Source organism: Caulobacter sp. 73W (assembly GCF_041021955.1).
Taxonomy (GTDB): Bacteria; Pseudomonadota; Alphaproteobacteria; order Caulobacterales; family Caulobacteraceae; genus Caulobacter.
Window position 1 is genome coordinate 2079007 of the sequence record NZ_CP158375.1, and the last position, 22390, is coordinate 2101396.

19 protein-coding genes are annotated in these 22390 nt (G+C 68.2%); 4 read left to right on the top strand and 15 right to left on the bottom strand.

Going from position 1 to position 22390, the window contains the following annotated elements:
• Positions 1-2: 2 nt before the first annotated feature.
• Positions 3-881 carry an isoaspartyl peptidase/L-asparaginase family protein gene (locus tag ABOZ73_RS09690; protein WP_369057955.1) on the bottom strand — a complete coding sequence of 293 codons (879 nt, stop codon included), beginning with the start codon at positions 879-881 and terminating at the stop codon, positions 3-5.
• Positions 882-950: 69 nt separating this feature from the next.
• Here ABOZ73_RS09690 and ABOZ73_RS09695 point away from each other — a divergent pair, with 69 nt between their 5' ends.
• Together ABOZ73_RS09695 and ABOZ73_RS09700 are read left to right on the top strand one after the other, a co-directional pair.
• The gene (locus ABOZ73_RS09695; RefSeq protein WP_369057956.1) at positions 951-1949 is read left to right on the top strand and encodes an NADPH:quinone oxidoreductase family protein; all 999 of its coding nucleotides are present in this window, start codon (positions 951-953) and stop codon (positions 1947-1949) included.
• A gap of 62 nt (positions 1950-2011) precedes the next feature.
• Positions 2012-2902: an SDR family NAD(P)-dependent oxidoreductase gene (locus ABOZ73_RS09700; protein ID WP_369057957.1), complete on the top strand. Its 891-nt coding sequence runs from the start codon at positions 2012-2014 to the stop codon at positions 2900-2902.
• A 54-nt stretch (positions 2903-2956) separates the two neighbouring features.
• On the opposite strand, the gene ABOZ73_RS09705 is transcribed toward ABOZ73_RS09700, so the two are convergent.
• Positions 2957-5185 (bottom strand): TonB-dependent receptor, encoded by a 2229-nt coding sequence (locus tag ABOZ73_RS09705; protein WP_369057958.1) that lies wholly within the window; start codon positions 5183-5185, stop codon positions 2957-2959.
• A 191-nt stretch (positions 5186-5376) separates the two neighbouring features.
• Between ABOZ73_RS09705 and ABOZ73_RS09710 the strand changes: the two genes are divergently transcribed.
• A complete protein-coding gene (locus ABOZ73_RS09710; RefSeq protein WP_369057959.1) occupies positions 5377-6738 on the top strand; it encodes a metallophosphoesterase in 1362 nt (453 codons plus the stop codon).
• On the opposite strand, the gene ABOZ73_RS09715 is transcribed toward ABOZ73_RS09710, so the two are convergent.
• Together ABOZ73_RS09715 and ABOZ73_RS09720 are read right to left on the bottom strand one after the other, a co-directional pair.
• Positions 6735-7415, bottom strand: coding sequence for a Fe2+-dependent dioxygenase (locus ABOZ73_RS09715; protein ID WP_369057960.1), 681 nt, complete (start codon positions 7413-7415; stop codon positions 6735-6737). The genes ABOZ73_RS09710 and ABOZ73_RS09715 overlap by 4 nt on opposite strands.
• Before the next feature lie 111 nt (positions 7416-7526).
• Positions 7527-9824: a TonB-dependent receptor gene (locus ABOZ73_RS09720; RefSeq protein WP_369057961.1), complete on the bottom strand. Its 2298-nt coding sequence runs from the start codon at positions 9822-9824 to the stop codon at positions 7527-7529.
• Between the two features lie 166 nt (positions 9825-9990).
• Between ABOZ73_RS09720 and ABOZ73_RS09725 the strand changes: the two genes are divergently transcribed.
• Positions 9991-10365, top strand: a complete 375-nt coding sequence (locus ABOZ73_RS09725) for a hypothetical protein (protein ID WP_369057962.1) — start codon at positions 9991-9993, stop codon at positions 10363-10365.
• A 110-nt stretch (positions 10366-10475) separates the two neighbouring features.
• Here ABOZ73_RS09725 and pnp read toward each other — a convergent pair whose 3' ends face one another.
• The 11 genes from pnp to infB all read right to left on the bottom strand — a co-directional run bounded on the left by pnp (position 10476) and on the right by infB (position 22328).
• Positions 10476-12620 (bottom strand): polyribonucleotide nucleotidyltransferase, encoded by a 2145-nt coding sequence (gene pnp, locus ABOZ73_RS09730; protein ID WP_369057963.1) that lies wholly within the window; start codon positions 12618-12620, stop codon positions 10476-10478.
• 235 nt (positions 12621-12855) lie between these two features.
• On the bottom strand, positions 12856-13125 hold the full coding sequence (gene rpsO / locus ABOZ73_RS09735) for a 30S ribosomal protein S15 (protein ID WP_369057964.1): 270 nt from the start codon (positions 13123-13125) through the stop codon (positions 12856-12858).
• Between the two features lie 14 nt (positions 13126-13139).
• A complete protein-coding gene (gene truB / locus ABOZ73_RS09740; RefSeq protein WP_369057965.1) occupies positions 13140-14072 on the bottom strand; it encodes a tRNA pseudouridine(55) synthase TruB in 933 nt (310 codons plus the stop codon).
• Positions 14072-14533 carry a 30S ribosome-binding factor RbfA gene (gene rbfA, locus ABOZ73_RS09745; protein ID WP_369057966.1) on the bottom strand — a complete coding sequence of 154 codons (462 nt, stop codon included), beginning with the start codon at positions 14531-14533 and terminating at the stop codon, positions 14072-14074. Before rbfA ends, truB begins: the two co-directional genes overlap by 1 nt.
• A 70-nt stretch (positions 14534-14603) precedes the next feature.
• On the bottom strand, positions 14604-15449 hold the full coding sequence (locus ABOZ73_RS09750; protein WP_369057967.1) for a dienelactone hydrolase family protein: 846 nt from the start codon (positions 15447-15449) through the stop codon (positions 14604-14606).
• Between the two features lies 1 nt (position 15450).
• Complete coding sequence (locus ABOZ73_RS09755) at positions 15451-16818, bottom strand: serine hydrolase domain-containing protein (protein ID WP_369057968.1); 1368 nt, start codon at positions 16816-16818, stop codon at positions 15451-15453.
• 45 nt (positions 16819-16863) lie between these two features.
• Positions 16864-17391, bottom strand: a complete 528-nt coding sequence (locus ABOZ73_RS09760) for a hypothetical protein (protein WP_369057969.1) — start codon at positions 17389-17391, stop codon at positions 16864-16866.
• Entirely contained in the window at positions 17388-17900 is a 513-nt protein-coding gene (locus tag ABOZ73_RS09765) for a DUF2939 domain-containing protein (RefSeq protein ID WP_369057970.1), read from the bottom strand. The genes ABOZ73_RS09760 and ABOZ73_RS09765 overlap by 4 nt, the downstream gene beginning before the upstream one ends.
• A 52-nt stretch (positions 17901-17952) precedes the next feature.
• Complete coding sequence (locus ABOZ73_RS09770) at positions 17953-18423, bottom strand: hypothetical protein (RefSeq protein WP_369057971.1); 471 nt, start codon at positions 18421-18423, stop codon at positions 17953-17955.
• 80 nt (positions 18424-18503) lie between these two features.
• Positions 18504-19289 (bottom strand): helix-turn-helix domain-containing protein, encoded by a 786-nt coding sequence (locus ABOZ73_RS09775; protein ID WP_369057972.1) that lies wholly within the window; start codon positions 19287-19289, stop codon positions 18504-18506.
• A 36-nt stretch (positions 19290-19325) separates the two neighbouring features.
• On the bottom strand, positions 19326-22328 hold the full coding sequence (infB, locus tag ABOZ73_RS09780; protein ID WP_369057973.1) for a translation initiation factor IF-2: 3003 nt from the start codon (positions 22326-22328) through the stop codon (positions 19326-19328).
• Positions 22329-22390: the final 62 nt, after the last annotated feature.

Sequence of the window (22390 nt, forward strand, 5' to 3'; positions counted from 1 at the left end):
GATCAGAACGCCGCCGCGCTGATCGTTCCGTCAGCGGTCAAGGTGGCGCGCTTCAGGCCCTGCGAGTGGAACGGCGTGGCCACCGAGCCGTCGGCGCCCACGGCGATCAGGCCGCCGTCGCCGCCCAGGGCCGCCAGTTCGCCGATCACCGCCTTGGACGCCTCTTCCAGGCTCTGGCCCGAAAAACGCATACGAAAGCCGATCTGCGCGGCCGCGGCCAGGCGGATGAAATACTCCCCCTGACCGGTGCAGGAGACGGCCACATTGCCGTCGGCCCAGGCCCCGGCGGCGGGGATCGGGCTGTCGCCCACCCGACCGGGCATCTTGTTGAACACCCCGGCGGTGGAGGTGGCGGCGGCCAGGCGGCCCTCCCCGTCGCGCACCACGCAGCCCACCGTGCCGTGGGCCAGGGCGCCGGGGGCGTGGTTGGCCTCGAACTGGCCGGCATGGGTGAACCACGCCTTGGGATCGTCGATGGCCTCGAGGCCCTGCTCTGCGGCGAACAGCCCGGCGCCGGACCCGGCCAGCATGACGTGGGGCGTGCGCTCCATCACCGCGCGGGCGGCGGTGATCGGGCTCTTGAAGCCCTGCAGCGCCGCCACCGAGCCGGCCTTGCCGCTCAGCCCGTCCATGATGCAGGCGTCGAGTTCGTATTCACCCGCCAGATTGGGAGAGGCGCCGCGGCCGGCGACGTAGAGGCCCGAGGCCTCCAGCGCGACCACCGTCCTCGTGGCCACGTCCAGGGCCGTGTCCCCGGCGCGCAGAGCGTCGCGGGCTTCCTCGACCAGACCCTTCATGTGCGCGATCTCGCGATCGTAGCTTCGCCCCGGCTTGGCGCCCGCGCCGCCGTGCAGCGCCAGACTCAAACATTTGTTCGACATTGGCCTTCCTTCCCTTGGGTCCGGTGCGATAGCGTCCCTTTCGAACAAAAAGAAGTCGGAGACGCGATCATGAAGGCGGTGCTGAGCCAATCGGTGGGCGGACCGGAGACGCTAAAGCTGGAGGAAATGCCTGATCCGACCCCGGGCGCGGGCCAGGTGGTGCTGGATGTGAAGGCTTGCGGCGTCAACTATCCGGACGTCCTGATTATCCAGGACATGTACCAGTTCAAGCCGCAGCGGCCCTTCGCCCCCGGCGGCGAGGTGTCGGGCGTGGTCAGCGCGGTGGGCGACGGCGTGTCGCACCTGAAGGTCGGCGACCGGGTCCTGGCCAGCACCGGCTGGGGCGGCATGGCCGAGAAGCTGGCGGTGGACGCGGCGCGGGTCGTGCCGATCCCCGACGCCATGCCCTTCGACGAGGCGGCTGCCTTCCTGATGACCTACGGCACCTCCTATTACGGGTTGAAGGACCGGGGCCACATCAAGCCCGGCGAGACCCTGCTGGTCCTGGGCGCCGCCGGCGGCGTCGGCCTGGCGGCGGTGGAGCTGGGCAAGGCCATGGGCGCCAAGGTGATCGCCGCCGCCTCCAGCCAGGAGAAGGTGGATCTGGCCATATCGCGCGGCGCCGACAGCGGCGTGGTCTATCCGACCGGCCCCTTCGACAAGGACGGTCAGAAGGCCCTCGCCCAGCTGTTCAAGGACGCCTGCGGCCCCAACGGCTGGGACGTGGCCTATGACGCAGTGGGCGGCGACTATGCCGAGGCGGTGATCCGCGCCAGCGGCTGGAACGGCCGCTTCTTGGTCATCGGCTTCCCGGCCGGCATCCCCAAGGTGCCGCTGAACCTGACCCTGCTGAAGTCCTGCGACATCGTCGGGGTGTTCTGGGGCGCGGCGGTGGCCCGCGATCCCAAGGGCCACGCCCAGAACGTCAAGGAGCTGATGGCTCTCTACGCCGACGGGAAGATCAAGCCGCACGTGTCGGAGACTTTCCCCCTCGCCCGCGCGGGCGAGGCCATCGCCCACCTCGCCAGCCGCAAGGCCATGGGCAAGGTGGTCGTCGTCACCGGCTAAGCATTGATAGGCGAGGCCGCGTCAGACGGCCCGCCCGCACCCATCGCCAAAGGGAGGAAACCATGGCGGGACGTCTGGACGGCAAGGTCGCCGTCATCACCGGCGGCTGCTCGGGCATCGGCCTGGGCACGGTCGAACTGTTCGTGGCCGAAGGGGCGAAGGTCATCGCCGCCGACCTGCAGGACCAAAAGGGCGCCATGCTGGAAAGTCGGTTCCCCGAGGCGGTCCGCTACATCCATTGCGACGTGACCAAGGAGAAGGAGGTCGCCGCGGCGATCGCCCTGTCCAAGACCGAGTTCGGCGGCCTGGACATCCTGTTCAACAACGCCGGCCACGGCGGCTGCCCCACCGGCGTGCAGGAGATGGACATCCCCGCCTGGGACGACACCTACGCGGTGCTGCTGCGCGGGCCGGCCATCGGCATGCACTACGCCGTGCCCCTGATGCTGGAGCGGGGCGGCGGGTCGATCATCAACACCGCCTCCATCGCCGGGCTGCAGGCGGGCTTTGGCCCCATCTGCTACTCGACCATGAAGTCGGCGGTGATCCATCTGAGCCGCACGGCGGCGGCGGAGCTGTCGCCGCAGAAGATCCGGGTCAACGCCATCTGCCCCGGCCTGATCGCCACCTCGATCTTCGGGGCGTCGGTGGGCCTGCCGCGCGACGTGGCCGACCAGATGGCGGCGCGGGTGGTGGAGATCGGACCCAGGATCCAGCCGATCCCCAAGGCGGGCCTGCCGGAGGACATCGCCAAGGCGGTGCTGTTCCTGGCAAGCGACGACAGCATCTTCGTCACGGGCACGCACCTGGTGGTCGACGGCGGCATCACCATCGGCGGGCGTCAGAGCTGGGACAAGAACGCGCCCTCGCCCCTGCTGGCGGCGATGGGCATGACGGCGGAGCAGGCCGAAGAGATGCGCAAGGCCGCGAAAGCGCGGGAAGCAGCGGGCTGACCGCTGAGAAGTCATCCGGGCGGAGCCATGAGCCCCGCCCGGACGATCAGCGGCTTAGAAGCGCTTCGTCACCTGGACGCCGTAGGTCCGGGGTTCGTTGACGAAGGCCGTCAGGTTGTTGAAGTCGATGGCGCCGATGACGTTTTCCTCATCGGTGATGTTGCGGGCGTAGACCGCCGCCTCGATGCCGCGAGCCGCATCACGCCAGCCGGCGCGGACGCCGCCTTCGAAGGCCGTGTCCTGCATGAACTCAACCAACTCGTAGAGGAACAGGTTGAAGTCCTTTTGCATGACCCAATCGGTCGAGGCGAACAGCTCCGAACCGTTGCCCAGGGCGTGGACGTAGTTCAGCGTGATGTTGGCCGTGTACTTCGGGGCCTGCGGGAACGGGTTGCCGTTGATGTTGGCGCGACGGGTCGTGCCGACGTTCACGATCGGGTCGGTGACGGTGCAGTTGGCGCCGCAGAAGGCCACCAGCAGGTCGGTGTCCTTGATCTCGGTGTGGTTCCAGGCGAAGCCGCCGGCCACGCTGAAGCCGGCGCCGAGATAGACGTCGCCGTCCAGTTCGATGCCGTAGCCCTCGCCCTTGTCGGCGTTGATCAGCTGGTTGAAGTTGCCCTCGCCGCCGATTGCGGTGAACTGCGGGTCGGAGACCTCGTAGTAGTAGGCCGTGGCGTTGAAGCGCGCGCGGCCGTCCCACAGACGGGCCTTCAGGCCGGTTTCATAAGACATCACCGTCTCGGAATCCGCCGTGGTGACGACGTTCGCCGTGGCGATGCGGCCCTGGATCGATGGGCCGCGGTAACCCTTGGCCACGCGGGCGAAGAGGTTCAGGTCCGGGTTCACTTCGTACAGGGCGCTGATATCCCAGCTGACCTGCTCGTCGGCGACCGACTTCACCAGGGCGAGCGACGGGCCAAGCGTTCGGCGGCCGTCGAAGTCACGGCTGTCGTCGGTGTAGCGCAGGCCGCCCGTCAGCTTGAAGGCGTCGGTGACCTGGTAGTTGGCCTGACCGAACAGCGACCAGGAATCCGACTTCTGGACGATGTCGGTGATGATGGTCGGGTTCAGACCGCCGACGCCATTGAAGGTCGCCGAGATCAGGTTGAAGCGCTCGGTCCAGTAGAAGGCGCCGACCTGCCAGCCGAAGCGGCCGTCGCCGTTCGACGAAAGGCGCGTCTCGTAGGTGTACTGCTGCAGCTTGCTGTCCAGCGTGCCGGTCTCGGAGTTGAACGGCGTCTTGTAGGGCGCGCCGGCCGGGGCCGAGGCCACGCCGCCGTCGATGTCGCCGTTGCCGGCCGAGGAGCCCTGATAGGCGCCCAGCACGGTGGTCAGGGTCGCGCCGCCGAAGTCATAGGCCACCTGCAGCGACTGCGAGGTGGTCTTTTGCTTCTGATAGTTGTTGCGGCCGCCGTCGTAATAGACGCGGTCACGGTCGAAGTTGGCGTTCAGTTCGTTGGAGCCCTTGGTCAGCACGTTGGCGCGGTTCATCGTGCCGGTGCCTTCATAGTCGCGGCCCTGCAGGGTCAGCAGGGCGGACATGCGGTCGGTCGGCGTCCAGGCCACGTGAACGCGGGCGGCCTTGTCGTCGAAGTTGCCCAGATCATCGCCGTCCGGATCGGCGAAGCCGGGATTGTAGGCGTTGTCGACCCAGTCATCGCGCGAGTTCCACAGACCGGCGATGCGGACCTGCAGGGTGTCGTGCAGCGGGATGGTGACGCCGGCTTCACCGCGGATCGAGCCGAGGTTGCCGTAGGTCAGCGAGCCGAAGCCGCCGAATTCGTCGGTCGGCTTGACGGTGTCTATCTTGACCACGCCGGCCGGGGTGTTGCGGCCGAACAGGGTGCCTTGCGGACCACGCAGCACTTCCAGCTGCTGGACGTCGAACAGCGGGAAGCCCTTCAGGAAGACGTTCTCGAGCACGACGTCGTCGAGCACCACCGAGACCGGCTGCGAGGCGTTGAAGTCGAAGTCCACGTTGCCGAGGCCGCGGATGTAGAAGCGCGGCGCATAGCGGCCGTTCGAGCTTTCCACCTGCAGGCTGGGCACGCGGGCCGTCAGCGACAGGATGTCGGCGCCGCCGGCGGCGACGGCGGACACCGTTTGTTGGTTCAGCGCCGTGACGGCGAACGGCACGTCACGGATGTTTTCGCTGCGGCGCTGGGCGGTGACGACGATGTCGTCGACGGTCGCCACGTCGGCCGATTGGGCCAGGGCGGGCGTGGAGAGGAGAAGTGCGAGGCTGCTGGCCGTAAAGGCGAGCGCGCTGAGGCGGCGAGTCATTTTGGTATTTATCCCCGAGACACAAAAACGCGGGTGGCCTAGGCCTGCGCCCCCGGAGCGTCCACAAGATAACTTCGATTTGGCCGTGAATTTTTTACGACACGGCCACAGTGGGGCGAAAATGCATCGCTTGACGCCCCCGGGTTGACGCAGGTCATTGCCCGCAACCCGCCCGGATGGAAAGAAAGTTCGTGTCCGACCGCTTCCTTCGCACTGATCGCCGCCGCCTGCTGGGCGGATTGACGGCCACGGCCGCCGCTCCGTTCCTGACCGCCGCCCTTGCTTCGCCGATCGCCGGGCGGGTGCTGGCCATGTCGGACCTGCATTCGGCCTATGAGCGGACGGGCCAGCTACTCGCCGCCCTGGAGGCGGAGGTCGCCCGCCACAAGATTCCGCATGTGATCGCCATCGACGGCGACATCTTCGAGCACGGCAACGTCGTCGCCTTGCGGTCCGGCGGCGCCATCGACTGGGCGTTCCTGGGCGAGCTGCCGAAGATCGCCCCCACCGTGGTCAATCTGGGCAACCACGACAACGACATCACCCTGGACTTGGCCGAGGTGGTCGCCCGCCTGCGCGGTTTGGGGATCACTGTGGTCAGCAACATCATCGACGCGCGGACGAACGCGCCCTACGCCCCGGCCAGCGCCGACATCCCCTTCGGCCGCCGCACCCTTCGGGTCGTCGGCATCGCCACCAATTCGCTGAACACCTATCCGGCCGCCAGCCGCGCGGCCCTGAACATTCCCGCCCCCGGCGCCTGGGCCCGCGCCCATCTCGCAGAGGCCCTGTCCGGGGCGGATCTGGCGATGGTGATGAGCCATGCCGGCGTCGCGGCGGATCGAGAGATCCTGCCCCTGCTGCCCAAGGGCGCGGTGGTGATCGGCGGGCACAACCACCTGCTGTTCAACCACCCGCTCCCGAACGGTGTGTATACGCACACTGGATCCTGGAGCAATGCCTACACGGCTGTCACCATTCGCCCGGGCGTAGGTAGCGACGCCGCCTCTCGGTCCGTTGCTCTGGACGCCGCGCCGTCGCCCCGCATCGCCGCCCTGATCACCCAGACCCTGGCCACGACCCTGACCGAGCAGGAAAAAACCATCCTCGGCCGCTCGCCCAAGGCGCTGACCCTGGGCGAGACCGGGCGCGCCGTGGCGAGCGCCATGGCCAGGGCGGTCGGGGCCGACGCCGGCTTCATCGGCCACACCACTCTGGGGACCGGCCTGCCGGCGGGGCCGGTGTCGCGCTACGCGTTCGACGCGGTGGTGCGGTTCGAGGGCAAGCTGATGGTCGCCGAGGTTTCCCGTGAGCGGCTGGCGGGCTTCATGCGGCGGGCCAACCAGGATCGCCCCATCCCGTTCGACCAGCGCAGCGGCGACTTCCTCTACGCCGCCCAGGCCGCCTCCGGCTCAGGCGAGGGGGTCCGCATCGTCACCACCGACTGGTGCGCGACGAACCAGGCCGAGTATTTCGGCGCATCCGATCTGGTGTTCAGCGAGACGCCGGAGCTTCGCCTGAAGCCCACGGCCGCCAAGGCGCTGCTGGCCTAGACCTCGGACCACATCCGCAGAAGGTTATGATAGGTCCCGGTCAGGGCGACCAGGGAGGGATCATTGGCGCCCACCTGGCCGGCCAGGCGCTGGATGGCCACGTCCATGTCGAACAGCAGGGCCCGCTGGGCGTCCTGGCGCACCAGGCTCTGGATCCAGAAGAAGGACGAAATCCGCGCCCCACGCGTCACCGGCTCGACCCGGTGCAGGCTGGAGGCGGGATAGAGGATCAGGTCGCCGGCCGGCAGCTTGACCTCGTGGACCCCATAGGTGTCGTCCACCAGCAGCTGGCCGCCGTCATAGTCCTCGGGCTCGGTGAGGAAGAGGGTCGCCGACAAATCGCTGCGGATGCGCATGCCGTCGGGGGCCACGCGGATCGAATTGTCCACGTGGTCGCCGAAGGTCTGGCCGGGGCCGTAGTGGTTGAACAGCGGCGGAAACACCTTCAGCGGCAGGCCGGCGGCCACGAACAGCGGGTTCTTCTCCAGCGCGTCGAGGATGGCGGCGCCGGCGTCCCGCGCGGCCTGGGAGCCTTCCGGCAATTGCAGGTTGGCCTTGGCCATCCGCGACTGGCTGCCCGACGTGGCGTTGCCGTCGATCCAGTCCGCAGCGTCGATCACCTCGCGCAGGCGCGCGACCTGCGCCTTGCTCAGGACCTCGGGGATGTGAAGCATCATGGCGGGGCTCTCCTGGAACCGGAGCCTTAAACGAATGTGCGCCCCGTCCAAGGGCCATTGGACGGGGCGCGGCGAGCCGGCGTGGGAGGGAGCTCCGCGCCGGCCCGTAGACTAGTAGCGGACGTTCAGGGTCACGATGGCCTGGCGGCCGGGCCCGTAGTCGGCGTGGTGCACGCCGTTGGTCCGCGCGATGTACTTCTCGTCGCCCAGGTTCTGGACGTTGAGCTGCACGTCGATGTTCTCGTTGATCGCGTAGGCCGCGAAGGCGTCGAAGCGCCAGTACGACGGGGCGTAGATGGTGTTGGCGCCGCCGCCGGCGCCGCCCTGGTTGCCGCCGAAGCTCTTCGACACGTAGTAGGCGCCGCCGCCCACCGACAGCGCGTCCAGGACCTTGTAGGTCGAGAACAGGCTGAAGCTGTGCTTGGGCGTGTTGGCCAGCGGATCGCCGACATTGACATTGTTGTAGGCGCCGCGGACCAGCTCGCTGTCCATGTAGGTGTAGCCGCCGAACACCTGCCACTTGTCGGTGACATTGCCCGAGACGCCCAGCTCGACACCCTGGACCTCGGCTTCACCGACCTGCGCGTAGACGCCCGCGGCGACCTGGATCTGGGCGTTTTCACGCTTGGTTTTGAAGGCGGCCGCCGACAGCTGCAGCTGGTCGTGGAACAGCGCCCACTTCACGCCGGCCTCGATGCTTTCGCTCTCTTCCGGCTCCAGCATCTCGGTGGCCAGGTTGCCCGTGCCGACGCCCGACGTGGTGTTCTGGTCGCCGCCCGCGATGGTCGGCGGGGTCGAGGCCGTGCCGTAGGAGACGTAGACGCTGATGTTGGCCGTCGGCTTGTAGATCAGGCCGACCTGATAGTTGAAGAAGTCCCAGTCGCCCTTGCGCGGCGTGGTGTAGGTCACGCCGGTGACCACGCCGTTGGCGCTGGTCGAGGCGGCGTTGACGCCGTTGGTGTTGTACTGGTCGTAGCGGGCGCCGAGGTTCAGCTTCCACTTTTCGCCAAAGCTGATCGTGTCGAAGGCGTAGAGGCCGCCTGACTGAGTCCGGGCCTTGGAGACCGGACCCAGGTTGACCACGCCCTGCCACGGATCGTTCGGATTCGGCGCGAACAGACGCGTGCAGTCGCCGATGCCCGCCGTGGTGACGTTGTTGATGAAGCCCGTCGGGCAGGCCGCGCCGGCGGTCGTGTAGATCAGGTAGGAGGCGTTGTCGTTGACCTCCTTGCTCAGCTCCACCCCGGCGGCGAAGTTGTGGGTCAGGACGCCGGTGGCGAACTCGCCATAGACTTCGGTGATGTTGGCGACCGTGGTCGCCTCATTCCAGCGGGACTTGGTGCCGCGCTTCATCCACCATTCGCCGGCCACGAACTGGGCCGCGCCGCCGTCGCCGGGGTTGGTGACGATGTAGTCGTTCACGGTCTGCGAATAGCGGAAGACGTTGCGGATCGAGATCTTGTCGGTCAGGTCATGCTCGACGAAGAGCGTGCCGATGTCGGCCTGCGTCTTCATGAAGTCACGCGCCTTGAGACCGTAGAAGGTCCCCATGCCGACCGGCAGCACGCCGCTCTTGGTGCGCGGGAAACCGGCGGCCTTGGTCATCAGCGGCACGCCGTAGTCCGGCATGTCGTCGCTTTCCAGATGATAGTAGCTGGCCGTGACGCGAGTGTCCGTGCCCAGGCCGTAGCTGATGGCGGCCAGGACGCCGAAGCGCTCGAAGTCCACCGCGTCGCCGCGGCCCGGAACGTCGCCCTGCGTACCCATCAGGTTCAGGCGGACGGCCGAGGTGGCGCCGATCTGGTAGTTGGCGTCGATGGCGCCGCGCAGATAGTCGTCGGTGCCCCCACGGGCCGAACCGGTGACGAAGGCGCCGAGCTTGGGCTTCTTGGTCGACAGGTTGATGCTGCCGCCGCCCGAACCGCGGCCGTTATAGGCGCCGTCCGGACCCTTTATGACCTCGACCTGCTCCAGGGCGAAGACTTCGCGGATCTGGCCGCCGGTGTCGCGCAGGTTGTCGACGAAGATGTTGTTGCCGCTGCTCTGGCCGCGGATGAACGGACGGTCGGCCAGGGGCTGGCCGCCTTCACCGGCGCCGAAGGTGATCCCCGGCGAGGTGCGCAGCAGGTCCTGCAGCGAGGTGGCGGCGGTCTGGTCGATGATCTGTTGCGGGATCACGGTGACCGAGCGCGGCGTATCCACCAGCGAGCCGGTGAACTTGGGCGATTCCGGCTTCTGGCCGACCACCGCCTGCACATCGACCCCCGAGACTTCGGTCGTGTTGTCAGCCGCGACGTCCGCGTCGGCTGCGAAGGCGGCGGAAGACAGGCCTGCGGCGCCGGCCAGGACAGCGACGCCCATGACGCGCTTGGCCCGGGCGCGGATGCCCGTCGAGTTGATATTACGCATTTTGTATCCCCGGTTGCCGCAGAACCCCCTCAGGCGCTGCGATTGCGAGGCGTTCTTACTTTGCAACGGCGGTATGACGCAATGATAATCATTCTCAAAAGACCATGTGTGTGCCGGCAGCAACATCCGCTTTTCCACGGCTGCGGAGCGGATTAGGCTCAGCGCCATGTGGAGCCCGCCCGAGAACAAGCTGCCCCTCGTCCTCGCCGCCCTCGGCGCTTGCGCCGTCTGCGGTTTCGCCGTCGGCGTCCAAGGCGCGTTCCAGCGCCAGGGACCGCCCACCGTGGCCGCCGCCGCGCCCGACAGCCTGGTCGCCGCGCCCGCCAAGGACGCCGTGCCCCTGGGCGCGCCGCTGATCGAGACCAAGAAGGTCGCCGAGGCGCCTAAGGAGGAGCCGAAGGAGGAGGAGGTCGTCGAGACCGCCGAGACCACGCCCGCTCCCGTGCCTATCCCCACCGCCCCCGCGCCCACGGCGGCGCCGGCTCCGGCCGATGCGGCGAACGACGCGGCCAAGGCCCCGCCCCCCGTCATTCCCTACTGATCCACGCCTGCTGATCCGGCCCTTTTCGGATCAGCCTGGACCGGAACGCAAAACGGGCGGCCCATCGCTGGGCCGCCCGCTGCATTTTCAGCTTCGGTTGAAGCGGAAGTTTAGGCTTCCGCGTCTTCCTTCGGCTCTTCCTTCTTGGACAGGTCTTCGCCGGTCTCCTGGTCGACGACCTTCATCGACAGCTTGGTCTTGCCGCGATCGTCGAAGCCCAGGAGCTTCACCTTGACCATCTGGCCTTCGGTCAGCACGTCGCTGGGCTTGGAGACCCGCTCGTTGCTGATCTGGCTGACGTGGACGAGGCCGTCCTTGGCGCCGAAGAAGTTCACGAAGGCGCCGAAGTCCACGACCTTCACGACCTTGCCGTCGTAGATCGCGCCGACTTCCGCTTCCTGCGTGATCGACTTGATCCACTTCACGGCGGCTTCGATCTTGGCCGCTTCCGAGGCCGAGACCTTCACGGTGCCGTCGTCGCTGATGTCGACCTTGGCGCCGGTCTTCTCGACGATCTCGCGGATCACCTTGCCGCCCGAACCGATCACTTCACGGATCTTGTCGGTCGGGATCGAGATGGTTTCGATCTTCGGAGCGAAGTCGCCGACGCTGTCGCGAGGAGCGTCCATGGCCTTGTTCATCTCGCCCAGGATGTGGTCCCGGCCGGCCTTCGCCTGCTTCAGGGCCTGTTCCATGATGGCGGGCGTGATGCCGGCGATCTTGATGTCCATCTGAAGGCTGGTGATGCCTTCCGAGGTGCCGGCGACCTTGAAGTCCATGTCGCCCAGGTGATCTTCGTCACCCAGGATGTCGGACAGAACGGCGAAGCCGTCGTTTTCCAGGATCAGGCCCATGGCGATGCCCGAGACCGGACGGACCAGCGGCACGCCGGCGTCCATCATGGCCAGGGACGAACCGCAGACCGTGGCCATCGAGGACGAACCGTTGGACTCGGTGATCTCCGACACCAGACGGATCGTGTACGGGAAGTCTTCCTTGGCCGGCAGCATCGGACGGATGGCGCGCCAGGCCAGCTTGCCGTGGCCGATTTCGCGGCGGCCGGGCGAGCCCATGCGGCCGGTCTCACCCACCGAGTAGGGCGGGAAGTTGTAGTGCAGCAGGAAGGATTCCTTGTAGGTGCCTTCCAGGGCGTCGATGAACTGCTCGTCGTCGCCAGTGCCCAGGGTGGCGACCACGATCGCCTGGGTTTCGCCGCGGGTGAACAGGGCCGAGCCGTGGGTGCGGGGCAGGATGCCCACTTCGCCCAGGATCGGACGGACCTTGTCGACGGTGCGGCCGTCGATGCGCAGGCCGGTGTCCAGGATGCCGCGACGAACGACGTCGGCTTCCAGTTCCTTGAACACGCCGGCCAGCTTGTTCACGTCCATGCCGGCCGGATTGGTGTCCGACAGGCCCATGGCCGCGATCGCCTTCTTCTTGGCGGCGCCGACGGCTTCATAGCGGTCTTGCTTCTTCTGGATCTTGTAGGCGGCGGCGATGTCCGCGCCCACGAGGCCCTTCATCTCGGCCTTGATCGCGTCGGTGTCTTCCGGCGTGAAGTCGAAAGGCTCCTTGGCGGCGTGTTCGGCCAGCTCGATGATCGCGTCGATCACCGGCTGCATCTGGGCGTGAGCGAAGTTGACGCCGCCGAGGACGACTTCTTCGGTCAGTTCCTTGATTTCCAACTCGACCATCATCACGGCGTCGTTGGTGCCGGCGACGACCAGGTCCATGACGCTTTCCTTCAGCTCGTCGAGCGTCGGGTTCAGCACGTATTCGCCGTTGATGTAGCCGACGCGCGCGGCGCCGATCGGGCCCATGAACGGAGCGCCCGACAGGGTCAGGGCGGCGGAAGCCGCGACCATGGCCAGGATGTCGGGATCGTTCTCGAGGTCATGCTGCAGGACGGTGACGACCACCTGGACTTCGTTCTTGAAGCCCTTGACGAACAGCGGGCGGATCGGACGGTCGATCAGGCGGGAGACCAGGGTCTCCTTTTCCGACGGACGGCCTTCACGCTTGAAGAAGCCGCCCGGGATCTTGCCGGCGGCGAAGGTCTTTTCCTGATAGTTGACCGTCAGGGGGAAGAAGTCCTGGCCCGGCTTCTGCGTCTTGGCGAAGACGGCGGTGGCGAGGACGACGGTTTCGCCCATGGTCGCCAGCACGGCGCCGTCAGCCTGACGGGCGATGCGGCCGGTTTCGAGGACGAGCGTCTTGCCGCCCCACTCGATGGTCTTGCGTTTGATATCGAACATTTTTGCTTCTTTCGGTTCCCGAAGACCCATTTCCTCGGGGGGCGGACAGGGGCGGCAGGCCCGGCGGGCGTGGCGGAATCCTCATCCGATCGACAGGCTGCGAGGATTGCTTTTGAACCCTCGATAATCAAACCGGGAACGTCCCGGGCGCCATCGTCCTAAGCCTGTCCAAGGCCGATGGCGAAAACTGGACCGCCCATCCCCGGTGCCGGGAATGGGCGGCGGAGGGATGCGCTTAGCGGCGCAGGCCCAGCTTTTCGATGAGGGTCGAATAACGACCTTCGTCAGACTTCTTCAGGTGGTCGAGGAGCGACCGGCGCTGCGAGACCAGCTTGAGCAGGCCGCGGCGCGAGTGGTTGTCCTTCTTGTGCGTCTTGAAGTGCTCGGTCAGGTTGGCGATGCGCTCGGAGAGGATCGCGACCTGGACTTCAGCGCTGCCCGTATCACCTTGGGTACGGCCATGTTCAGAGATAAGCGCGGTCTTGCGCTCGGCAGTGATCGACATCGGGTTGTCTCCGCTCAGGTGAGTTGGAAGACCCGCACCGGATTGAGCCGTCCGGCGCGCATCTCGCACAGGGCGACGATCTTCTCTCCGTTCATGGCGGAAACGGTGCGATCGCCCTGCGCAAGCTGGGCTTTCAGCGTTTCTACCTGTCGGGGAACGAGAACGATCGGCCGTCCCTGGGCAAGCCGGAAGGCGTCTTCATCGGTCACGGCCAACGCCGGGATGTCGTCCAGCGCGGTCTCGACCGGAAGCAATGCCTCCGACAGTCGCGCGTCATAGTCGAAATTCTCAAGAGTTTCCAGCGATATCGCCGTCTCCTCGGTGAACGCGCCAACCCGTGTTCGGCGAAGCTGGCTGACATGGCCGCAGGTGCCGAGGGCTTCGGCCAGGTCGCGAACCACGGCGCGGACATAGGTGCCCTTGCCGCAATCCATCTCCAGCTCGACGTGATCGGCGTCCGGCGCGGCCACGAAGGACAGGGCGTAGATGTTGACCTTGCGGGTCTTCAGCTCGAACTCCACGCCCTCGCGCGCCAGGTCATAGGCGCGCTCGCCATCGACCTTGATCGCCGAATAGGCGGGGGGCACCTGGTCGATCTCGCCGATGAAGGCCGGCAGGGCGGCCTGCACCTGCTCGACCGTGGGGCGCACGTCCGACTGGGCCGTGGTCTCGCCCTCGCGGTCGAAGGTGGCGGTCGTGCGGCCCCATTCGATGACGAAGCGATAGGTCTTGTCGGCGTCCATCAGGAACGGGACGGTCTTGGTCGCCTCGCCCAGGGCCAGGGGCAGGATGCCGGTGGCCAGGGGGTCCAGGGTGCCCGCGTGACCAGCCTTCTGGGCGTTGAACGCCCGGCGCACCCGGCTGACGGCGTGGGTCGATCCCAGGTCGTACGGCTTGTCGAGATTGACCCAGCCGGAGACGGCCTCGCCCTTCTTGCGGCGGGCCATCAGTCCCGATCCTCAGAACCTTCGTCCTCGTCGCCGAGAACATCGCTCAGGCGGCGGATGTCCTGCTGGACGCGAGGGTCGGCGAACAGGCGGTCCATCTCGCCGGCCGTGTTGAAGCTCTCGTCATGGATGAACTTCAGGTCCGGGGTGAACTTCATTTCGATGTGACGGCCCAGGCGCCCGCGCAGGAACTTGGAGACCCGGTTCAGGCCCTTGACCACGTCATTGGCCGAGGCCGCCCCGGCCATGCCGGCGCCCAGCGGCTCCACGAAGCAGATGGCGTGCTTCAGGTCCGGGCTCATGCGCACTTCGGTCACCGTGACCGAGACGCCGGTCAGGGCCTCGTCCTGCAGCTCCTCCTCGCGGAGGATCTCGACGAGGGCGTGGCGGATCAGTTCGCCGGCGCGCAGCTGGCGTTGGCTGGGGCCCGTCAGGGCGCCCTTGTTCTGGTGGCGTTTCATTGGCTTTCGGCCTGCTGGCCCGGCCGGCGGGTCGAACGCCGGTCGCGGGGAGAATAGGAAGGGCGCGCTTCTAGGCTCCAGGGCCCGCCGTGTCCACCCCAAGCCCGACCTCGAGCCTTTCACGGAAGAACCCAACGACCCGGTCGCGGGCCCGCATGGTGGGGCCGTCGGGGTCGGAGCGGTCCAGGTGCGTCGACAGCACCGAATGCGGAACGCGGCCCGTGCCCCGCCGCGCCGAGGCGGGGTCCAGCTCGATCGCCTCGAACCGGGCGCCGAAGGCCTGGCGATAAGCGTCGAAGCGCGCGGCGGGCACGAAGGGATCGCCGTGAAAACGCAGGCCCAGCAGGGACAGGTCCTCGGCCTCGAACCGCTGACGGGCGCAGGCGATCTCGTCCTTCGAGCAGCCCAGCGACGAGGCGCCTTTCGTGCCGAGCGGAAGCGAGGGTTGCGACAGGACCGGGGCGATCACCGACGGCTCGGTCATCATGGCCAGGGCGAAACCGCCGGTGAAGCACATGCCCACCGCCCCCACGCCCGGCCCGCCGCATTCGGCGTGCGCCTTGCGGGCCAGGGCGCGCAGCCAGTCGACGATGGGGCTGGAGCGGTCGGTCGCCCAGACCGTGAACTCGCGCCGCACGCACAGGGTCTTGAGGATCACGCCGCGCGCGTACCATGGCGTCACCGGCCGCCCCGGCTCGCCCATCAGACTGGGACAGAAGACGGTCATGCCCGCCGCGACCAGATCGTTGGCGAACTCGATGACCAGGGGGTGCAGGCCCGGGATTTCGTGGATGACGATGACGGCGGGGCCAGCGCCCTTCTTGAACACCGGACGCGACCAGCGGCCGTCGTCGTAGTCGAACTGTTCGAAGTCGCTCAAATCACCGCGAACGGCGTCGTCGAAATCGTCGGCCATTTCACACCTTCGGCCCGGCCATGAATTGCTCGATCCTGCCGTCCGGCGTCATGCGCAGGCTGACCCACAGCACCTTGCCCGCATAGACGGCGTCGAAGCCGGCATAGGTCATGCCCCCCCGCTTGCTCGCTCCCGTCGGCCGCAGCAAGCGCAGGGGGCCGAGGGCCGATAGCGAGGCCTGGTAATCGGCCAGGACCTGCGGCGTGAAGAAGGCGTCGGCGTTGGGCGTCAGGCGCGTTCGGTCGATACGCCCCGCCGCCGCATCGGCCAGCAGGCCGCGCATCACCGCCGCCGAACCGGTGGACGGCAGCAGCAGGAAGGCGAGGCGCTCGGCGATGACGCTCTGGGCCTGGTTGTCCTCGGTATTGACCATCACGCTGATCGCCAGCTTGTCGTCCGGCCAGATGCGGTTGTCGGTATGCACGCCTGAGAGGGCGCCGCCATGGCTCCAGACCCGGCGGCCATCCTGCACGGAGACCCGTAGGCCGAGCGCGTAGCTGGTCGGCTCTCCGCTGGTCAGCACGGCGGGCGTGGTCATGACGGCGATGGACGCGGGCTTCAGCAGGCTGGCGTCCAGCAGGCTGATGTTCCACAGCGCCAGGTCCGCCGGACGCATGGCCAGATGGGCGGCGGCGAACAGCCAGCCCGCGCCTTCCTTGTCGGCGGGGCGCAGCGGGCCGTCGGCGTAGCGGGTGTAGTTTGCGGCGTCCGGCGACCTCAGCGGCGCGGTGTCGTCCTCGGTCACCCCGGTCATGCGCAGAGGTCCGAAGATGCGCTTCTTCTGGAAGTCGAACAGGCTCTGGCCGCTCACCTTCTCGACCACCAGGCCGGCGACCACGAAGCCGGTGTTGGAATAGCGGTACTCGGTCCCCGTGGGGAATTCGAGCGGCGTGCGCGCCCAGCCATCGAGGATGTCGTCACGGTTGGCCGGCTGCTTCATGCGCGCGAAGACGAAGTCCTGCGGCCAGTAATCGGTATAGCCCGACACGTTGTTGAGCACGTGGCGAAGAGTGATCTTGTCCCCGTCCGTCAGGTCGGGAACGTAGCGCCCCACCGGATCATCCAGGCTGAGCTTGCCGTCCTCGGCCAGCAGCAGGATCGAGGCGGCGGTGAACTGCTTGGAGACCGAGGCGATGCCGTAACGGGTCTCGATCGTGGCCGCGACGGGCGGGTCCAGCCGGGCGTTTCCGAAGGCGGCCAGATGGGCGATCCGGCCATCCTGCACCACGGCGACCGAGGCGGACGGCGACCGGGTCTCGGCCAGGACCTCGCGGATTATCGCGTCGATCTGCGCATTGGGGGTCTCGGCGACGGCGGGGGCGGCGAACGCCACGGCCATCGCCGCCAACACGCTTCGGAACACCCGCATCCCCGCCTCCGAACCTTGACCGTCAGGAGGCTAACCCGCGTTCGCTCAGTATCGCAAACTGCTGTCGAAAGCGTCGTCGAAGGGGTCGGGCCGCGTACCGGTCCCCAAACGCCATTCGCCGCGATAGGCGAACTCCATCTCGGCGCAGGTGCGCGCCGGGCCGCCCGCCGGATCGTCGCCCAGAACCTGAACCTTCAGGTCGCGGCCGTGGCGTAGATCGCCCACCGCCAGCCAGACCTTGGTCGAGCCGGGGCAGAAGGCGCGGACATAGACCTTGCCCTGGGCCTTGTCGGCGTTGATCTCGTAAATCTCGCCCGGCCCGATCGGCGCGCCCTTGCCCAGGGCGCTGGCGCCGACGGACTTGACCTCGGCCGAGGCGGGGACGGCGGTGGCCATGATCTTGCGCACCTTGCCGCCGCCCATGAACCGGGTCTCGAACAGGAAGGTCAGGCCTGTGCCGGTCAGCCGCTTGGCGTCCGGCGAGACCGGGTCATACGAAAAGATGCGGGTCTCCGCCGCGGCCGGCGAGGCGACGATCAGCGCCCCGGCCGCCATCAGGATCAAGCGCTTCATGGCAGCTTCAGCTCCGAAACCGGGCCGTCGAAGCTGACCAGCCGCCAGGTCCCGCCCTGGTTGGCGAAGGTCAGCAGGCAGGGACCCTTCTCGCTGCGCGCGGCGCATACACGGCCGCCGCCGATGGGGCGCAGGGCGCTGGCGATGGCCAGGCGGCCGGGGATCGGGGTCGTGGGGCGATAGCCGTAGGACTCCGCCACCGCGCGGAACACCGTGGGCCGCAACAGGGCGTCGCCGACCAGATCGGCGGCGGTGCGCGACAGCATGAAGCCCAGCGCCTTCAGCGGATCGGGCGCACCGGAACGCTGGGTCTGCTCGACGATGCGGCTTTCCAGCTGGCGCTTCAGGGCGACCTTGTCGACATGGCGGTCAAAGGTCGCGCCGTCGTTGTCGCGGATGGCGATCAACAGGGCGTGGACGTCGTTGGAGGCGTCGACGCGGGAGACCGTGGCGCAGGCGCACAAGGCCAGGGTCGCCAGCAGCAGCGGCAGGACGAGAAGCTTTCTCATGGCGCCCTTTTAGCGGGGAGGCGCGCCAGGAAACAGCCTGAAGGCGGCGCTTTCAGGGCTGGCGCGCGAACCGCCACGCCGCCAGGCCGATGGGCAGGCCGAAGGCGAAGGCGTGGACGAACAGGCCGAGCAGGACATAGGCCGGTTCGGGCGGGCGCTGGGGCGGGTTGGCGTTCAGCGGCAGGACCACGGCGTTCATCACCCCGAACATGCCCAGGCCAAACAACGGACCCCAGATCAGGGGCCGCTCCAGCAGTTGCGGCAAGACCCGCGTCGCCACCAGCACGAAGACCACGGCCGCCGCCATGGCGATGGCGAAATGCAGGAACAGGCCCAGCGCCGCCATGCCGACCCCGCCGCTGATCGCGCCCCTGCCCAGCAGCCCGGCGGCGATGCCCTTGAGGATGCGGGCCGGGGCGACGCCGCGCGGCGCCCAAGACAGGAAGGCGGAGATGATATCGAGCGCCCCCGCGGCGAGACCGCCGACGATCATGGCGACGACGGGTCCGGACAGGCGGCTCATGCGATGCTCCCGAGAACGCTTCTGGTCTTCCAAGGGATAGGCCCGCGCGGCGGCGCGCCGCTTTCAAAAACCTGCGCTTGTCAGTGGGTCAAAGCCTGGCGCAGCGCGGCCGGCGGCGCCCCGAAGCAGCGGCGGAAGGCCGCCGTCATGTGGCTGTGGCTGGAGAAGCCGAGGTCCAGCGCCGTGGCGGTCAGGTCGCGCTCTCCCTCGTCCAGCCGGTGCAGGGCGGCGGCCAGACGCAGGCGAAGCCGGTAGTCGCGCAGGGATCGTCCGGTCACCGCCCGGAACAGCCGGGCCAGGTGGAAGGGCGAGCAGGCCGCCTCCGACGCCACGTCGGACAGACCCAGGGTCGCGGAAAGATCGGCGGCGATTAGGACGCGGGCGGCGGCGACGCGCCTTTCATCGCGGGCGCTGGGCGTGATCCCGGCCAGTCCCTGGCGGTCGCGGGCGATGCCGTGCAGCAGCTCCATCCCCGCCTCCTCAACGGCCAGGCGGTCGCCCCCCTGGCGCGCGGCGCGATAGAGGCGGGCATGGGCCAGCTGGGTGTCGCCGCTGAGCGGGGTGGTCAGGGCGCCGGCGATCACCGCCTCGTCCATCACCTGCGCCGCCGGTTCGAACACCGTGCAGTCGAAACCTTCGGGGCCCGCGCTGGTCAGGTGATGCTCGTCGCCCTCGTAATAGATCAGGCCGCAGGCAGGGTCGGCCACATGGGCGCGACCGCGCATCTGGCAGACATAGGCGCCCCGCCGCACCAGCCCGAAGTCGGATTGGGCCACGAGACCGGGCGCGCGGGCGCCGGCCTCCCGCGTGGAGAAGTCGCTGATCTGGAAAAGGTCGGATGAAAAAAGGGCCGCGAAGACGGTCATCTGCGCGGCCCTTCCATTCTTGAGTTTCGCGACGCCCTAGAGCGACCGCTTCACTTCTTCGACGGTGAAGCATTCGATCAGGTCGCCCGGACGGATGTCCTGGAAACCCGCGAACGCCATGCCGCATTCCTGGCCGGACGGGACCTCGTTGACTTCGTCCTTGAAGCGCTTGAGCGTCTGCAGGGTGCCCAGTTCGAGAACCACGACGCCCTCGCGGACGATGCGGACCCGGGCGCCCTTGCGGACCACGCCTTCGGTGACCTTACAGCCGGCGACCTTGCCGACCTTGGTGATGTCGAAGGCCTGCAGCACTTCGGCGTTGCCGAGGAAGGTTTCGCGCTGGATCGGCGAAAGCATCCCGGACATGACGCCTTTGATGTCGTCGATCAGGTCGTAGATGATCGAGTAGTAGCGGATCTCGACGCCTTCACGCTCGGCCAGGTCGCGGGCCTGCTTGGAGGCGCGGACGTTGAAGCCGATGACCGGGGCGTTGGCGCCCTTGGCCAGGGTGACGTCGCTTTCGCTGATCGCGCCGGCGCCCGACAGGATGATCCGCGCACGGACCTCGTCGGTGCCCAGCTTGTCCAGCGAGCCGATGATGGCTTCGGCCGAACCCTGCACGTCGGCCTTGATGACCAGCGGCAGTTCGCGAAGCTTCTTGTCCTGCAGCTTGGCCATCATGTCGGCCAGCGAGGCGCCGGCGCCCACGGGGGCCATCGACTTCTCGCGCTTCAGGCGGATGCGGTACTCGGTCAGCTCGCGGGCGCGGGCTTCGTTCTCGACCACGGCGAACGGATCGCCCGGCGAGGGCGCGCCGTCGAGGCCGAGGATCTCCACCGGGGTGGAGGGACCGGCTTCGGCCAGCTGCTCGTCGCGCTCGTTCAGCAGGGCGCGCACGCGGCCCCACTGGCTGCCGGCCACGACGATGTCGCCGCGCTTCAGGGTGCCGCGCTTGACCAGAACGGTGGAGACGGCGCCGCGGCCCTTGTCGAGCTTGGCTTCGATCACCACGCCGTCGGCGATGCGGTCCGGATTGGCCTTCAGGTCGAGGATTTCGGCCTGCAGGAGGACGCGTTCCATCAGTTCGTCCAGGCCCTGGCGGGTCTTGGCCGAGACTTCGACGATCTGGGTTTCACCGCCGAGGCTTTCCACCACAATCTCGTGCTGGAGCAGCTCGTTGGTCACGCGGGTCGCATCCGAGCCCGGCTTGTCCATCTTGTTGACGGCCACGATCATCGGGACACCGGCCGCCTTGGCGTGCTGGATGGCTTCGATGGTCTGCGGCATGACGCCGTCGTCGCCGGCCACCACCAGGATGATGACGTCGGTGATGTTGGCGCCGCGGGCGCGCATGGCCGAGAAGGCGGCGTGGCCCGGCGTGTCCAGGAAGGTCACGCGGTGGCCGTCCTTCAGGCGAACCTGATAGGCGCCGATGTGCTGGGTGATGCCGCCGGCTTCGCCAGCGGCGATGTCGGTGGAGCGCAGGGCGTCCAGCAGCGAGGTCTTGCCGTGGTCGACGTGGCCCATGACGGTCACGACCGGCGGGCGAGCCTCCAGGTGATCGTCGATGTCCTCTGCGCCGATGAAGCCCTCTTCGACGTCGGCTTCCGACACGCGCTTGACGGTGTGGCCGAATTCGGTGGCCACCAGCTCGGCGGTGTCGTTGTCGATGACGTCGTTGATCTTCATCATCAGGCCCTGACGCATCAGGAACTTGATGATCTCGACGCCGCGCGTGGCCATGCGGTTGGCCAGTTCTTGGACGGTGATGACGTCCGGGATGACCACTTCACGAGAGACTTTCGCCTGCTCCTGAGCGCCGCCGCGGCGCTTTTCCTTTTCGCGTTCGCGAGCCCGGCGGACCGAGGCGAGCGAGCGCATGCGGTCGGCGGAATCCCCGTCGCCGGCCACCGTCTGGATGGTCAGGCGGCCTTCGCGACGCTGGGGCTGACCCTTGGTGCGCGAGACGGCCTTGCCGGGCGCGCCCTTGCGGCGATCGTCATCGGACTCGTCGGGACGACGGTCGAGGTTGAGCGAGCCGGGGCGCGGCGTCGAACGGGTCGCGCGCTGGATTTCAGGCGTGGCCGGAGCGGCCGGAGCGCCAGGACGGCCGCCCGGACGCGGCGCGCCCGGACGGGCGCCGTCGCGCGGAGCCGGCTTGGGAGCCAGGGCCGAATAGCGAACGGTCTCACCGCCCGGGGCGCCGCCGGCGCGATCACCCTGCGGGCGGTCGCCGCGATAGCCGCCGCCCTGCGGACGGTCGCCGTCACGCGGCGGACGCGGACGATCGTTGTTGAAGCCGCCTTCGCGGGGCGCGCGCTGGTTGAACGGACGGTCTTCGCGCGGCGCGCGCTGGCCATAGACGTTCTGCGGGCGATCGCCGGACGGACGATCCGGGCGATAGGTGGTGGTGGTCGGCCGGTCGTCGCGACGTTCGCGGCTCGGCTCGTAGGTGCGGGTCTGGCCGGCCGCCGGAGCGGGAGCGGCGGCGCGCACGGTCTCGGCCGGCGCCGCGGGTGCGGGCGCAGGACGCGGCGCTTCAGCGGCGGGAGCCGGAGGAGCGGCGACCGGAGCGGGAGCCGGGGTCGGTTCAGGCTTGGGAGCCGATGCGGCGGCGGCCGCAGCGGCCGCGGCCTTGGCGGCTTCTTCGCGGCGGCGCGCCTCTTCTTCCTGCGAGCGGCGATCGGCGGCGTCACGCTCTTGCTGCTGGCGGGCCAGCTCGATAGCGCGCTGGCGCGCTTGCATCTCTTCGGCGGACAGGCCGCCGGCGCCGCCCGACGAGGTCGGTGCGGGACGCGGCGCGGCCGGAGCCGCCGGGCGCGGAGCCGGGGCGGTGTCGCGGCGCTCCGCCGGCGACGGCGCGGCGAGGTTGCCCGAAGCCGGCGCATGAGTGCGCGCGCGCTTGGTCTCAACCACAACCGTCTTCGACCGTCCGTGGCTGAATTGCTGCTTCACCACGCCTGAGCTGACCGGGCCCGTGCGGGGCTTCAGCGTCAGGGGAGCCCGTCCGGGGCGGCCGTTTTCGTTCTCGTCGCTCATGCGTTCGCTTGACTACCCGTCGGCGTTCCGACGGACCCATAATTCCAAACACGAAAGGGACC